Origin of the sequence: Pseudomonas edaphica (assembly GCF_005863185.1) — a bacterium.
Taxonomy (GTDB): Bacteria; Pseudomonadota; Gammaproteobacteria; order Pseudomonadales; family Pseudomonadaceae; genus Aquipseudomonas; species Aquipseudomonas edaphica.
On the sequence record NZ_VBVZ01000095.1, the window covers coordinates 1 to 14,679 of the forward strand.

At 59.9% G+C, this 14,679-nt stretch carries 9 protein-coding genes and 1 pseudogene; 7 read left to right on the forward strand and 3 right to left on the reverse strand.

Annotated features, from left to right (window positions below; genetic code table 11):
- From FEM54_RS08840 to FEM54_RS08855, 3 genes are all read right to left on the reverse strand, one after another.
- A partial coding sequence (locus FEM54_RS08840) for a S8 family peptidase (protein WP_171045812.1) occupies positions 1–2,288 on the reverse strand: 2,288 nt, incomplete at its 3' end.
- A 309-nt stretch (positions 2,289–2,597) separates the two neighbouring features.
- Positions 2,598–3,992, reverse strand: a complete 1,395-nt coding sequence (locus FEM54_RS08850) for a PhoH family protein (RefSeq protein WP_012722339.1) — start codon at positions 3,990–3,992, stop codon at positions 2,598–2,600.
- A gap of 339 nt (positions 3,993–4,331) precedes the next feature.
- The gene (locus tag FEM54_RS08855) at positions 4,332–5,456 is read right to left on the reverse strand and encodes a polysaccharide deacetylase family protein (RefSeq protein WP_138450470.1); all 1,125 of its coding nucleotides are present in this window, start codon (positions 5,454–5,456) and stop codon (positions 4,332–4,334) included.
- Between the two features lie 120 nt (positions 5,457–5,576).
- Here FEM54_RS08855 and yaaA point away from each other — a divergent pair, with 120 nt between their 5' ends.
- From yaaA to FEM54_RS08895, 7 genes and pseudogenes are all read left to right on the forward strand, one after another.
- The gene (yaaA, locus tag FEM54_RS08860) at positions 5,577–6,356 is read left to right on the forward strand and encodes a peroxide stress protein YaaA (protein ID WP_138450472.1); all 780 of its coding nucleotides are present in this window, start codon (positions 5,577–5,579) and stop codon (positions 6,354–6,356) included.
- An 888-nt stretch (positions 6,357–7,244) separates the two neighbouring features.
- Positions 7,245–8,561 (forward strand): nucleotide sugar dehydrogenase, encoded by a 1,317-nt coding sequence (locus tag FEM54_RS08865; RefSeq protein WP_017135212.1) that lies wholly within the window; start codon positions 7,245–7,247, stop codon positions 8,559–8,561.
- Between the two features lie 83 nt (positions 8,562–8,644).
- A complete protein-coding gene (gene alg8, locus FEM54_RS08870) occupies positions 8,645–10,126 on the forward strand; it encodes a mannuronan synthase (protein ID WP_032865428.1) in 1,482 nt (493 codons plus the stop codon).
- Positions 10,127–10,162: 36 nt separating this feature from the next.
- Entirely contained in the window at positions 10,163–11,329 is a 1,167-nt protein-coding gene (locus FEM54_RS08880) for an alginate biosynthesis protein Alg44 (RefSeq protein WP_017135214.1), read from the forward strand.
- A 9-nt stretch (positions 11,330–11,338) separates the two neighbouring features.
- Positions 11,339–12,862 (forward strand): alginate biosynthesis TPR repeat lipoprotein AlgK, encoded by a 1,524-nt coding sequence (gene algK, locus FEM54_RS08885; RefSeq protein ID WP_240792724.1) that lies wholly within the window; start codon positions 11,339–11,341, stop codon positions 12,860–12,862.
- On the forward strand, positions 12,859–14,346 hold the full coding sequence (locus FEM54_RS08890; protein WP_138450474.1) for an alginate export family protein: 1,488 nt from the start codon (positions 12,859–12,861) through the stop codon (positions 14,344–14,346). The genes algK and FEM54_RS08890 overlap by 4 nt, the downstream gene beginning before the upstream one ends.
- A pseudogene (locus FEM54_RS08895) lies at positions 14,346–14,679 on the forward strand (right-handed parallel beta-helix repeat-containing protein); the annotation flags it as partial. The gene FEM54_RS08890 and the pseudogene FEM54_RS08895, both read left to right, overlap by 1 nt.

Here is a 14,679-nt window from a genome sequence, read left to right on the forward strand (position 1 = left end):
GCCAAGGCACCCACCGTGCCGTTACCGGCCAGTGTGCCGCCCAACGTGGTCATCACGCCGTTATCCGCATTGCGGGTGCCCACCGCGCTGCCATCCACGGTCACCGCGGAGGTCAACGAGCCGTCTACCGACAGCTTGCCGCCGCGTACCCAGGTGCTGCCCGAATAGGTGTTCTGGCCCTCGAGCACCAGTTCGCCGTCGCCGGACTTGGCCAGGCTGCCGACGTAGGTCGTGCCGGTGAGCAAATCCTTGCCGCGTGCCAGCGTCGCCTGTTCCCGGGCGTGGCCGATTTCATATTCAAACTGGTCATCGTCAGAGGCATTGGCGGGCAAGCCGTTGACCCAGCCCTTCTGTTGCTTGGTGGCGGCCCAGGTGGCTTGTTCGGCGGTGTCTTCTACACGGCGGGCGCGGATTGCCTCATCGGAAATCGGGTTGGCCCAGATATCGCGCGTACCACCCGGCAAGGCCACCGCCACCGAGCCGAGGAACTGCCCCGGCCCTTGCATGGCTTTTTGCAGGTTGGGCAAGCCCCAACCGCTGACCACGCCCGGCACTTGCGGCGTGCCTGGCGCGGCGTCGTGCACCGGTTGCAGGTTGTCGTAGGTGCGGCCACCGGTCAGGTCGCCCACCGGCGTATCGGGACCGTCCGGCGCTTGCAGGCTGGAGGTAGTCAGCAACACATCCCGCGCCTGGCTGGCGGTCATGTAAGGGAAGCGTTGAATCACCAGCGCAAGCGCCCCGGAGACGCTCGGCGCAGCCGCAGAGGTGCCGTTGGCGTTGGGGATAATTTCCCCTTCGGGTCCGGTGGACGGGATGCCTGAAACGCCCATCACGCACCACCACTTCGACGTGCCACAGCGGTTGTAGACCTGGGCGCTGGTCTCGTCGTAGCCGGTGATCGAGAGGAATTTGCTCTCGATATCGGGCTTGAAAAACGGCAGGTTGGCGTTGGTGTCCGGGTTGGCACCGTGGCTGTCGTTGCCCGCCGAGATAATCTGGATGAAGGTGTTCTGCCGCGCGGCGTCGGCCATCGCGTCCATCCAGGTTTTTTGCCCGGCATGGGCCTTGTCCCAGAACGGGCGATAGGCAGCGGTCATGTCGCGCAAATTATCGGCCGCGCTGTCGCCTACGTTGCCGAAGTGGTTTTCCACATCATTGCGCGAATTCTGACCCCAGCTCTGATTGACGATCGAGACGTTCTTCGCCGCCAGCGCGTTGTAGCTGGCCATGAACGCGTTGTAGTCCAGGTCATTGGAGCCCTGGAAACGGTTGTCATCGGTGCCGCCGGTATTGGCGACAAAAATATTCGCATCAAACGCAATGCCATGCATGCCGGTGCCGTTGCGGCTGGCGCCCAGTACGCCGGACATCTCCGTGCCGTGACCGTCATTGATCTTCGGGTCGTACTCGCCGGAAATACTGAAGTGCTCGCCTTTTTGGAACTGGCCGTCCGGCGTGTCATGAATGTAACGCGGGTGGGTGGCGTAGTACTCGCCGGTGGAGGTTACGGCCTGCACACGGTCCTGGCCCTGGGCATTCTTGCCCTGGAACTCGAAGTGTTCAGTGAGGATGCCCGAGTCGAGCACACCGACGTTCACACCCTTGCCGGTCATGCCCAAAGCATAGGCGTAATACGCGTTGGTGCGGTCCAGGCCGGAGTTGACCTGGGCTTCGGGGGTTTTCCAGGTTTGCGCGTTGGCGCTCCAGTCACGGGTGGCGCCCGCCCAGGATTGGCCGGCATTCAGTTGCGCGTTGAGGTTGCTGCTCACGCCAGGCTCTACGTAGGTGTAGGGCTTGGCCGCCGGCAGGTTGGCGATAATGGCCTTGGAGAAGTCGAGAATATTGGTGGTATAGCGCCCGCTGTTGCTGAACAGCCGGCTGCGGTAGTAATCCAGGCGCGAGGCGTAGTCCAGCGGCCGCTTGGTATCGCCGAGCATGGCGCCGATGGTGAGGTTTTCCGGTTGCAGTTCGTAGTTTTGCTTGAGGGCCGAATCGAACTTGCCGGACTGTGCGGCAAAGTCCTTGGCGGCCAGGTCGACGATATCGGCGTAGGCGAACCGCAGGTTTTTATACACGTCGGTGTTGGGCCCAAATGAAGCAACGGCTTTCCTGAAGGCCGACTCCAGCACTGGCGACGTGTAGGGGTTGGCGTCATCGGCCCAGGCTATAGAGCCTTGTCCCAGCCATAAGGCCAAGCCGAGTGCGATGGGTGTAAGGGGTATCGATTTGGAGCCTGTAGCGCGCTTGCGTTTTTGCGACAAAGTGAAGCCATTACCTGCTGCGTCCATTTTCCTTTCCCTTTGGATATGTGCTTCGTCAATGAGCGATGTATCGGGCTTTTTGTAATAGGCAGGATCACGCGCAAGACCAACGCCGGGTCTTGAATAAATCGTCGAATCAAAGCGATCGCGTTTCGACGGGGTTACGCTGTTTTCTTATAGTTTTCGGCGATAAAAAATGTAACAAAATAATTACAAAGCCTACAAGCACCCAGGACGCATTAACGAAGACAAATGTCGCCCATAACAAAAACCCCGAACTTCGCGAGAAATTCGGGGTTTTTTGTGGCATTTAGCCACTAACTACAGCATGGGCGATTACAGATGGGATTCGGCGTACTCGGCCAGGATCGAACGAGGTACCCCTTGCAGCGCGATATGCACGCCGTTCGGGAAGTCTTTAAAGCGTTCCGTCAGGTAGGTCAGCCCGGAGCTGGTCGCGGACAGGTAAGGGGTGTCGATCTGTGCCAGGTTGCCCAGGCACACCACTTTGGAACCGGCGCCAGCACGGGTGATGATGGTTTTCATCTGGTGCGGCGTGAGGTTCTGGCATTCATCGATCAAAATCAGGCTCTGCTGGAAGCTGCGACCTCGGATGTAATTGAGGGATTTGAACTGCAACGGCACTTTGCTGAGGATGTAGTCGACGCTGCCATGGGTGTTTTCATCATCCATGTGCAAGGCTTCGAGGTTGTCGGTGATCGCCCCCAGCCACGGCTCCATTTTTTCCGCTTCGGTGCCGGGCAGAAAGCCGATCTCCTGGTCCAGGCCCTGCACGCTGCGGGTGGCGATGATGCGGCGATAACGCTTGGTCACCATGGTTTGCTCAATGGCGGCCGCCAGGGCGAGGATGGTTTTCCCCGAGCCTGCAGCGCCGGTCAGGTTGACCAGGTGAATGTCCGGGTCGAGCAGCGCATACAGCGCCAGGCTCTGGTAGATGTCACGCGGTTTCAGGCCCCAGGCTTCCTGGTGCAACAGGGGTTCCTGATGCAGGTCGAGGATCAGCAGCTTGTCGACCTGGATCTCTTTGATCCAGCCCACAAAACCCTGTTCGTCGATGATGAATTCATTGATGTGCACGGCCGGCAGGTTGTCGATCAACTGCACCTGGTGCCAGGTACGGCCATGGTCCTGACGGGTTTCGACCTTGCTGACAAGATCCCAGAAAGAGCCGGTCACGGTGTGATAACCCCGCGACAGCATCGACACGTCGTCGACGAGTTGGTCGGTACTGTAGTCCTCGGCAGCGATCCCACACGCTCGTGCCTTGAGGCGCATATTGATGTCTTTGGTCACCAGCACCAGGCGCAGGTCCTTGTCGCGCGCGTGCAGGTCGATCAATTGGTTGATGATTTTGTTGTCGTTGAGGTTTTCCGGCAGCAGGCTGTTGGGCTCGCTGCGCTTGCTCATCAGAATCGACAGCAAGCCCTTAGGCCCGCTTTTGCCGCGCTGGATCGGCACGCCGACTTCAACGTCCTCGGGTGAGGCTTCGCCCAAGGTCTTGTCGATCAGGCGGATCGCCTGGCGGCATTCGGCAGCCACGCTGTGGTGCCCGCTTTTGAGTTTGTCGAGCTCCTCAAGCACGATCATCGGGATGGCGACGTGGTGTTCTTCGAAGTTAAGCAGTGCGTTTGGATCGTGGATCAATACGTTGGTATCAAGCACATAAAGGATTGGCTGGTCGGAAGAAGGGTTACGTCCATGATCATCCATACTCGGTCACCTTTGTGGGAGCCATTCGACGCAATACCTGGGCGGTGCTGCGCCTCGATTCGACCACCGACTGCACCTGAGTGACGTCAAGTGCAGTGCCCACATGAGGAGTCTTGGAAGACGCCACCTGTGTTGCAGGGTTCGGCGATCTGACTTCGTAATACCGCAAAACCCATGACAGGAAAAAGCACTTTGACGCTTTTTTGAAGTTTATTTTTCAGGATGACGAATAGCACTAGCCGAGTGCCAGTGACCCCGTTAAAGTCGGAAGTCCGCCTGCATCGAAATGTCGCACAAAATCACCCCTGAATTCCCCCATCCCTAACAGGGCCGGGCACTTCAGCGAAATGCCTCCCGGCAGTCCTGCCACCCCAAGCCACTTTGCGCCGTTGCCTGCAATAACATCGGCAATGCCACCCGCGCCTTGTCCTGGGTGTCGTGAAACACGATCACGCCTTTGCGCCACAGCAGCATCAACGTCAGCACCCGTTGCGCCGACTCATCGGCCTTGAGTTTGCCCGGTTCGTCCTGGGAGTCGATGTCCCACAACGCCACCTGCAAACCCTGGGATTGGAAGAAACCCTGGCTGTCGGCACGGCGCTGGCCATAGGGCGGGCGAAACAGCGGAACGTAGTTTTCCGGCATCAGGTTCTGCACCAGCGCAGCGCTGCGCGTAATCGAGCTTTGCCACTCGACCCAATGGCTGTGGGAGCGGTATTGCCAACCCTGGGTGCCCACGCACTGGCCTTGGTACAAGGCCTGCACGTCACTGCTGGAACTGCGCTCCACACGGGTTTGCAAACTGCTGCCAAGGGCAAAGAACATGGCGTTCATCTTCTGCTTGCGCAGGTAGTCGGTGAGCCAGTCGGTATTGCCGCTGACCGGCGCCGGGCCGCCGTCGAAGGTCAGCAGGAACAGACGGTCGTTGAACTCGTCGCCATTGCGTTCGTGGTCACCAAAACGCAGCACTTCGCTGCTGATCTGCGGGAACAGCGCGGCTTTGCGCAACAGTTCGTCCAGGTAGCGTTCATGGAAGTTATGGCTGGGCCCGGCCCAGCCTATATAGAAGGAGTTATCGCTGACCTGGAACTTGCCCGCCTGCTCGCGCAGATCGTCCATGTTTTCCACCAGGTAGCAGAACGAGGCGTCCTCTTCGCAGCTCTGCTGGGCCGCCGTGTAGTTTTCCAGCAGGCGCTGCCAGAGCTGGCGACGCAGGTCGTCGATGGCGGCGAGGTTTATGTTTTTCAGACCAAGACGCTGCTTGAGGGCGGCCTCATCCTGGTTTTCGCTGGCCAGCAGGCTATGGGCGAACATCAGGATTTCAGCGCGCGAAGCGACATCGAACAGCGCCGGGCTGCTGAGCTTTTCGGGCCAGATGCCACGGTCCAGGCTGGCGACATCCACAGGCGCGGCGCTGGCGTTCAGGCACAGTAAGCAGGCTGACAATAATAGTGCTAGGCGCACGCAGGGTCTCCCTCTCCAGAGTTACCGCCCATCATAGCGGATCGTGCCTATCGCCATCATAGGTGGAGTCAAACCACTCAACCCCCTAGAATCCCTGCCACGATTACAGGAGCCAACTTCATGCTGATGGTGATTTCCCCCGCCAAAACCCTCGACTTCGAGTCAAAGCCGGCAACCCCACGCTTCACTCAACCGCAATACCTCGACCACTCTCAGGAGCTGATCGAACAATTGCGCGAATTGAGCCCGGCGCAAATCAGCGAGTTGATGCACGTCTCCGACAAAATCGGTGGCCTCAATGCCGCCCGTTTCGGCAGTTGGACCCCGGCCTTCACGCCGGCCAACGCCAAGCAGGCGCTGCTGGCGTTCAAGGGCGACGTCTACACCGGCCTGAATGCCGAAACCTTCAGCGATGCCGACTTCAGCTACGCCCAGGACCACCTGCGCATGCTCTCGGGCCTCTACGGCCTGCTGCGCCCGCTGGACCTGATAATGCCGTACCGCCTGGAGATGGGCACCAAACTGCCCAACGCCCGCGGCAAAGACCTCTACGCATTCTGGGGCACGCGCATCAGCGAATGGCTCAATGAAGCGCTGGCCGAACAAGGCGACGACGTGCTGCTCAACCTGGCCTCCAACGAGTACTTCTCGGCGGTCAAGCGCACGGCTCTGAACGCACGGATCATCAACACCGAGTTCAAGGACCTGAAGAACGGCCAGTACAAGATCATCAGCTTCTACGCCAAAAAGGCGCGGGGCATGATGAGCCGTTTTGTGATTGAAGAACGCATCAATGATCCTGCCAAACTGAAGCAGTTTGATGTGCAGGGTTATCGCTTCAATGCGGAGCAGTCCAAGCCGGATAATTTGGTGTTCCTGCGCGATCACGCACCGGAATAGCGCCCGCTCTCACCCCGCACTCGAACTGTGGGAGCTGGCTCGCCTGCGATGGCGGAGTGTCAGGTAAAGAAATACTGACTGATCCACCGCTATCGCAGCGATGCGGCGACCCGACAAGCCAGCTCCCACAGTCTGCATTCCACGCCGGAAAAGTCATTTATTTGACGTCAAAAAATCCGCAGACAGATTCCTAACGAATCTTTCACTCGACATTCGTCATTTTTTTTCGTAGTGGCACCACTTTTTTCAAACACTAGTGGCACAAAACTATCCCCTCTCTTCAACTCCCCATATCCACTCGCCCAAATAGCAAGTGCTATCAATATAGTACCAGTGCCATCTTTTCTAATATTTCAAGAAATTTCCGGAAACAGGATGAGCGGCCAGGAACTTCACCCTCAAGCACCGCTCATACCACCGGTAACGAAATTCTCTGTTGCTGTAAGAGATGACTTACATGACCAACCCACGGAAGTAGCAAAGTTGTCATATTTCAACTTTGACTCAGGAGTCATATTGCCAATTGATTAGTTGATAGCGGCGACAAGGATGAATTGCCACGCACTATAAGACCAAGGCCAAGCTTCCCCTAATGGGTCAGTGATACAACCCAAGGCATTGATATTTAAAGGCTATCAGCCTCTATCAAGGCTCTTCGGCACTGACGCCAGGCCCTTCTCCCAGGAAGGCCGGCTGCATTTCAGGGCAAGCTCCAATAACAAGGCCACGTTGCGCACACCTTGGGTGCACTTATTAGTCACTCGTCATTAAACATGCCTGCACGCGGTAAGTCGGCGTCTATTCGCCCAACTTTCGCGGCATCAGTGACGCTTGCAAACATGAACTCCAGCCATCTAATGGCCTGTATTAAACAAAGAGGTAATTGCGATGCGCATCAGCATATTTGGTTTGGGTTACGTTGGCGCAGTCTGTGCCGGTTGCCTGTCTGCCCGTGGCCATGAAGTGGTCGGCGTAGACATCTCCAAGGATAAGATCGACCTGATCAACGCGGGTAAATCGCCGATCGTTGAACCGGGTCTGGGCGAACTGTTGAGCCAAGGCATCGCAAACGGTCGACTGCGCGGCACTACCAACTTCGCCGACGCCATCCGCGATACCGACCTGTCGATGATTTGCGTGGGCACGCCGAGCAAGAAAAACGGCGACCTGGAACTCAACTACATCGAAGCGGTATGCCGCGAGATCGGTTTTGTCCTGCGTGACAAAACCACCCGTCACACCATCGTAGTGCGCAGTACCGTACTGCCAGGCACCGTGGCCAACGTAGTGATCCCGATTCTGGAAGACTGCTCCGGCAAAAAAGCCGGTGTCGACTTCGGCGTGGCGGTGAACCCTGAGTTCCTGCGTGAATCCACGGCCATCGCCGACTACGACTTGCCACCGATGACCGTCATCGGCGAATTCGACAAAGCCTCCGGCGATGTCCTGCAGTCGCTGTACGAAGAACTCGATGCACCGATCATCCGCAAGGACATCGCCGTCGCCGAGATGATCAAGTACACCTGCAACGTGTGGCACGCCACCAAGGTCACCTTCGCCAACGAGATCGGCAACATCGCCAAGGCTGTCGGCGTCGATGGTCGTGAAGTGATGGAAGTGGTGTGCCAGGACAAGACCCTCAACCTGTCCCAGTACTACATGCGCCCAGGCTTCGCGTTCGGCGGCTCGTGCCTGCCCAAAGACGTGCGCGCCCTCACCTACCGCGCCAGCTCGCTGGATGTGGAAGCGCCGCTGCTCAACTCGCTGATGCGCAGCAACGAGTCCCAGGTACAGAACGCCTTCGACATCGTCGCCGGCCATGACAAACGCAAAGTCGCCCTGCTGGGCCTGAGCTTCAAGGCCGGCACTGACGACCTGCGCGAAAGCCCACTGGTCGAACTGGCGGAAATGCTGATCGGCAAGGGTTTTGACCTGAGCATCTACGACAGCAACGTCGAATACGCCCGTGTCCACGGCGCGAACAAGGACTACATCGAAGGCAAGATCCCGCATGTGTCGTCCCTGCTCAATTCCGACTTCGACGACGTGATCAACAACTCCGACGTGATCATCCTCGGCAACCGTGACGAGAAATTCCGTGCCCTGGCGCACAACGCACCTCACGGCAAACAGGTGATCGACTTGGTGGGCTTCATGTCCCAGGCCACCAGTGTCAGCAGCCGTACCGAAGGCATTTGCTGGTAACAGCGACGGCAAGTTTCGGGTTGCACGTGTCTTTATCCCCAGCGCGTGCAGCCTGAAGCCTCCTTCCCTTCCGGATGACGCTTATGTCCAAGTTAAAACATGTATTACTGCAATCGGCCGGCTGGTTGTTCTTCCTCAGCCTGCTGATGGGTCTCGCCCTGCTGTTGCCAGCCAGTACGTTCGACTCGCAGTCGAAGAATTTTATTTTCCTGATTGGCGCCGTCGGTATCTGGCGCTACTCGATGGGTGCTACGCATTTCTTTCGCGGCATGCTGTTCCTGTACGTGGTCTACCCGCACTTGCGCCGCAAGGTGCGCAAGCTGGGCAAGGCGGCCGACCCGTCCCACGTATTCCTGATGGTCACCAGTTTCCGTATCGACGCGCTGACCACCGCGCAGGTCTACAGCTCGGTGATTCGCGAAGCCATCGAGTGCGGCTTCCCAACCACCGTGGTGTGCTCGCTGGTGGAGATGTCCGATGAGCTGTTGGTGAAAAGCCTGTGGGAACGCATGAACCCGCCGGAGCGCGTAAAGCTCGACTTCGTGCGCATCGCCGGCACCGGCAAACGCGACGGCCTGGCCTTCGGTTTCCGCGCTATCTCGCGCCACCTGCCGGATGACCGCGCCGTGGTGGCGGTGATCGATGGCGACACCGTGCTCGCCGAAGGTGTAGTGCGCAAGACCGTGCCGTGGTTCCAGCTGTTCGGCAATGTCGGTGGCCTGACCACCAACGAATTCTGCGAAGTACGCGGCGGCTACATCATGAGCGAATGGCACAAGCTGCGCTTCGCCCAGCGCCACATCAACATGTGCTCCATGGCCCTGTCCAAGCGCGTACTGACCATGACCGGTCGTATGTCGGTGTTCCGCGCCAACGTCGTGACCGACCCCGGCTTTATCGCCGACGTGGAAAGCGACTCGTTGCAACACTGGCGCCTGGGCCGCTTCAAGTTTTTGACCGGTGACGACAAGTCGAGCTGGTTCAGCCTGATGCGCCTGGGCTACGACACCTTCTACGTGCCGGACGCCGCGATCCACACCGTGGAACACCCGCCGGAAAAGAGCTTTATCAAGGCCAGCCGCAAGCTGATGTTCCGCTGGTACGGCAACAACCTGCGCCAGAACTCCCGCGCCCTGGGCCTGGGTATGCGTCGGTTGGGCCTGTTCACCAGCATCGTGTTGTTCGACCAGCGCGTATCGATGTGGACCTCCCTGCTCGGCCTGACCGTGGCGATCATCGCCACCTTCAAATACGGCGGCGCGTTCATCCTCGCGTACCTGCTGTGGATCGGTATCACCCGCCTGATCCTGACCCTGCTGCTGTCGTGCTCCGGCCACAAGATCGGCCCGGCCTACCCGGTGATTCTCTATTACAACCAGATCATGGGCGCGCTGGTGAAGATCTACGTGTTCTTCCGCCTTGATCAACAGTCCTGGACCCGCCAGGACACCAAACTGACCCGCGATTTGGCCAGCTTTCAACGTTGGTTCAACACCTGGTCGTCTCGGACCATGACCTTCTCCGCCGGCAGCATTTTCGTCGCCGTGTTGCTGATGATGGTCTGACCCAGCCAAGCCTGAATTAACTAGGAAATCGAACATATGAACAGCCCAGTAAACGCCAACGTTGTCCACGAATCCGAAGCCCAGCGCCAACATGCCCGGGTCAAAATCCCGGCCAAGCTGCGCTTCTTCAACACCGACCGTACCCAGACCGAAGCACGGGTGATCGACCTGTCCGCCGGTGGCCTGGCGTTCACCGCCACCCAGCCGCTGACCGTCGGTGAAGTGCACAAGGGCCGCCTGCAGTTCGTGATCGATAACCTCGGTTTGGCGATGGATGTAGAGCTGCAGATTCGCTCCTACGACCGCCAGAGCGGCCGCACCGGTTGCCAGTTCCAGAACCTCGACGCCCAGGATATTTCCACCCTGCGCCACCTGATCACTTCGCACCTGTCCGGCGACATCGTGACCATGGGCGACGTGCTGGCCACCCTGCAACGCGACAACTTCACCAAGGCGCGCAAGGTCAAGGACGGCGGTAGCGGCATGACCGCGTTCGGCCGCCTGCGCGCGGTGGTGTTCAGCGCCGGGATCTTCATTGTCGGCCTCGCCGCGTTCGGTTTTGTGTTCAAGTCGGTGTACGGCATGTACTTCGTCAGCCACGCCCAGGCCGGCCTCGTCAGCGTGCCCGGCATGAACGTGACCATGCCGCGCGACGGCACCGTGCAGAGCCTGCTCAAAGGCGACGCGGTTGCAGCCAAAGGTGCGCCACTGGCGACGTTCAGCACCAGCATGCTCGATGTGCTCAAGGGCCATCTGGACGAAGACCAGCTGCAACCGGCCAAGGTTGAAGAGCTGTTCGGCAAGCAAATGACCGGCACCCTGACCTCGCCGTGCGATTGCGTGGTCGCCCAGCAATTGGTCGCCGACGGCCAGTACGCCAGCAAGGGCGATGTGATCTTCCAATTGGTGCCACGCGGCAGCCAGGCCAATGTGGAAGCGCGCTTTACCTATCGCCAGTTCGCTGACGTACGCCCAGGTACCCAGGTGAACTTCCAGGTCGCCGACGAAGAACAGATCCGTACCGGCACCATCGTCAGCAGCACCAGCCTGAACAGCGCCGACTTGTCTTCAGACATTCGCGTGCAGATCAAGCCGGATGCGCCGCTGGACAGCACCTATGCCGGCCGCCCAGTGGAAGTCACCAGCGACCGCGGCCCTTCGCTGAACTGGCTGATCGATAAAGCCATGGCTCACGGTCTGTAAGCGGAGGACATGCCTGTGAACCCTATTTCAAGCACAACACAGAGCACTGTGGGAGTCGGGCTTGCCCGCGATGGGATCGACTCGGTGCACCTGAAAGACCGAGTTGCCCGCATCGCAGGCAAGCCAGCTCCCACACAGAGCGGGTCGCACTTCGCCTCTGTATTCTGCACATTGGCACTGGCGGTCAGCCTCGCCGGTTGCGCCGGCCTGCCCGACCAGCGCCTGGCCAACGAAGCGTTGAAGCGTGGCGACACGGTCACCGCCCAACAGAACTACCAGCAGTTGGCAGACCTGGGCTACAGCGAAGCCCAAGTCGGCCTCGCTGACATCCAGGTCACCACCCGCGACCCCGAGCAGATCCGCCAGGCCGAGGCCACTTACCGCGCGGCCGCCGATACGTCGCCGCGAGCCCAGGCACGTCTGGGCCGCCTGCTGGTGGCCAAACCCGGCGCTACCGAAGCCGAACAGCACGAAGCCGAAGGCCTGTTGAAAAAAGCCTTTGCCAATGGCGAAGGCAACACCCTGATCCCACTGGCGATGCTGTACCTGCAATACCCGCACAGCTTCCCCAACGTGAACGCCCAGCAGCAGATCAGCAAATGGCAAGCGGCGGGTTATCCGGAAGCCGGCCTGGCCCAAGTGCTGCTATACCGCACCCAGGGCACCTACGACCAGCACCTGGATGATGTGGAGCGCGTCTGCAAGGCGTCGCTGAACACCACCGATATCTGCTACGTCGAACTGGCCACGGTCTACCAGAAAAAAGCCGAGCCGGAAAAACAGGCCGAACTGCTCAAGCAGCTCGAAGCCGGCTACGCCCGTGGCACCGTCACCGCCCAGCGTGTCGACAGCGTGGCCCGCGTCTTGGGTGACGCGACCCTCGGCCAGCCGGATGAAAAAACCGCCCAGGCGCTGCTGGAAAAAATCGCCCCCGGCTACCCGGCCTCCTGGGTCAGCCTGGCGCAACTGCTCTACGACTTCCCCGAACTGGGCGACGTCGACCAGATGATGAAGTACCTGGACAACGGCCGCGCCGCCGACCAGCCGCGCGCCGAGCTGTTGCTGGGCAAGCTCTACTACGAAGGCAAATGGGTGCCGGCAGACGCCAAGGCTGCCGAAGCGCATTTCGAGAAAGCCGTGGGCCGTGAAGTCGCCGCCGATTACTACCTCGGCCAGATCTACCGCCGTGGCTACCTGGGCAAGGTCTACTCGCAAAAAGCCCTCGACCACCTGCTGACCGCTGCACGCAACGGCCAGAACAGCGCCGACTTCGCCATCGCGCAATTGTTCTCCCAGGGCAAGGGCACCAAGCCCGACCCATTGAACGCCTATGTCTTCAGCCAATTGGCCAAAGCCCAGGACACGCCAGAGGCCAATGACCTGGCCACGCAGCTCGAAGCCCCGCTCACGCCAGAACAACGCGCCGAAGGCCAACGCCTGGTGCAACAGGAACTGGCCACGCGCGGCACCCTGGCCCAGAGCACGCTGCAACTGCACGCCCTGCAAGAAGAAGACGGCGAGGAATCCCTATGAAGCTCAACCCATTCGTCAAGGCCGGTATCGGCCTGACCTTCGCCCTGCTGTGGTCGTGCCCGACCCTGGCCGCGCTGACCGAAGCCAAGAACTTCGGCCTGGAAGTCAAAGCCACCGCACAATCCGAAGATGACCGCGACCTCGGCACGCAAAAAGGCGGCGATGTGAACGGCATCGGCCTCGACCTGCGCCCGTGGGTCTACGGCGAAAGCGGCGCGTGGAGCGCCTACGCCATGGGGCAGGCGGTCGTGTCGAGTGACATCATCGAGACCGACCCCCTGCAACAATCGGCCGATGACGAAAATCAGCAAACCACCAACAACGACCGCAAGTCCAAGAAAAACTACCTGGCCATGCGCGAGTTCTGGGTCGGCTACAGCGGTTTTACGCCCTACCCCGGCGAGATCCTCAAGTTCGGTCGCCAGCGCCTGCGCAATGACGACGGCCAGTGGCGCGACACCAATATCGAAGCGCTGAACTGGACCTTCGACACCACCTTGCTCAAGGCCAATGGCGGCGCTGCCGAACGCTTCAGCGAATACCGCACCGACCTCAAGGAGCTGTCGCCCAAGGACAAGGACCGCCAGCACCTCTACGCCGACGCCGCCTACCAGTGGACCCCAGGCCAGTGGATCGGCTTGCGCGCCCACCACACCCATGACAACGGTAAGCTCGACTACCCGGAACCGGGCGTGGCGACCGACTCGTTGGACAAGCGCGAAAACGGCGACCTGACCTGGCTCGGCATCGAAGCCAACAGCGACGCCTACAACTGGCGCAACACCAACACCGTCAACTACTGGGCCAGCGTCACCGGCATGAAAGGCAACCGCGACACGGTCAACGCCCTCAACGCCGACGGCACCCGCCCAACCCAGGCCAAACGCAGCGACGACGTGAATGGCTGGGCCACTGACATCGGCGTGCGCCTGCGCCTCGACCCGCAGTGGCAAGTCGGTGCGGCTTATTCCCGTGCCAGCGCCGAGTACGAGCAGAACGGCCTGCAAAGCAACCGTTCGAACTGGACCGGCACCCAGTCCCGCGTGCATCGCTTTGGCGAAGCGTTTCGCGGCGAGATGAACAACATGCAGTCCATGAGCCTGTTCGGTTCCTGGCAGCTGCGCGAGGACTATGACGCCAGCCTGGTCTATCACAAATTCTGGCGTGTGGACGGTAACAAGCCGGTGGGCAGCAACGGCATCGATGCGGTGCAGAACAACACCGACGACGTGACCGGTGCGATCCTGTCCAGCACCTCGTTACCGCTGGAAGACGGCAAAAAAGACCTGGGTCAGGAGATGGACCTGGTGGTCACCAAATACTTCAAGAAAGGCCTGTTGCCGGCCGCCCTCAGCCAGTCAATCGACGAGCCGTCGGCGCTGGTACGCTTTCGTGCAGGCGTGTTCAAGCCGGGTGACGCCTACGGCAGCCAGGTCGACTCGTACATGCACCGCGCGTTTGTCGACGTGATCTGGAAATTCTGATGGGAGCCTGCGCAATGAATGCTCAAAGCCTACTCGTCGCGGCAATGCTGATGGCCAGCGCCACAGCGTTTGCCGATACGGCGGCCAAGGCGCCGACCATCGCCAAGGAACTGCAACAGGCCAAGACCTACACCATTTCCAGCCCGCCCACCGCGCCGCTGGAACTGCCCAAGCCTGCGCTGCCCGACCTGACTGGCTACACCGCAGCGGCGATGGAAAAGAAGATCGTGCGCAGCAAACCGGGCAAAGTCAGCATCCGCCGCATGATGCAGGAAGACGCGCTCAAAGACTTTATCGGCGGCGATAACAAGATGGCCGAATGGGTGGTACGCC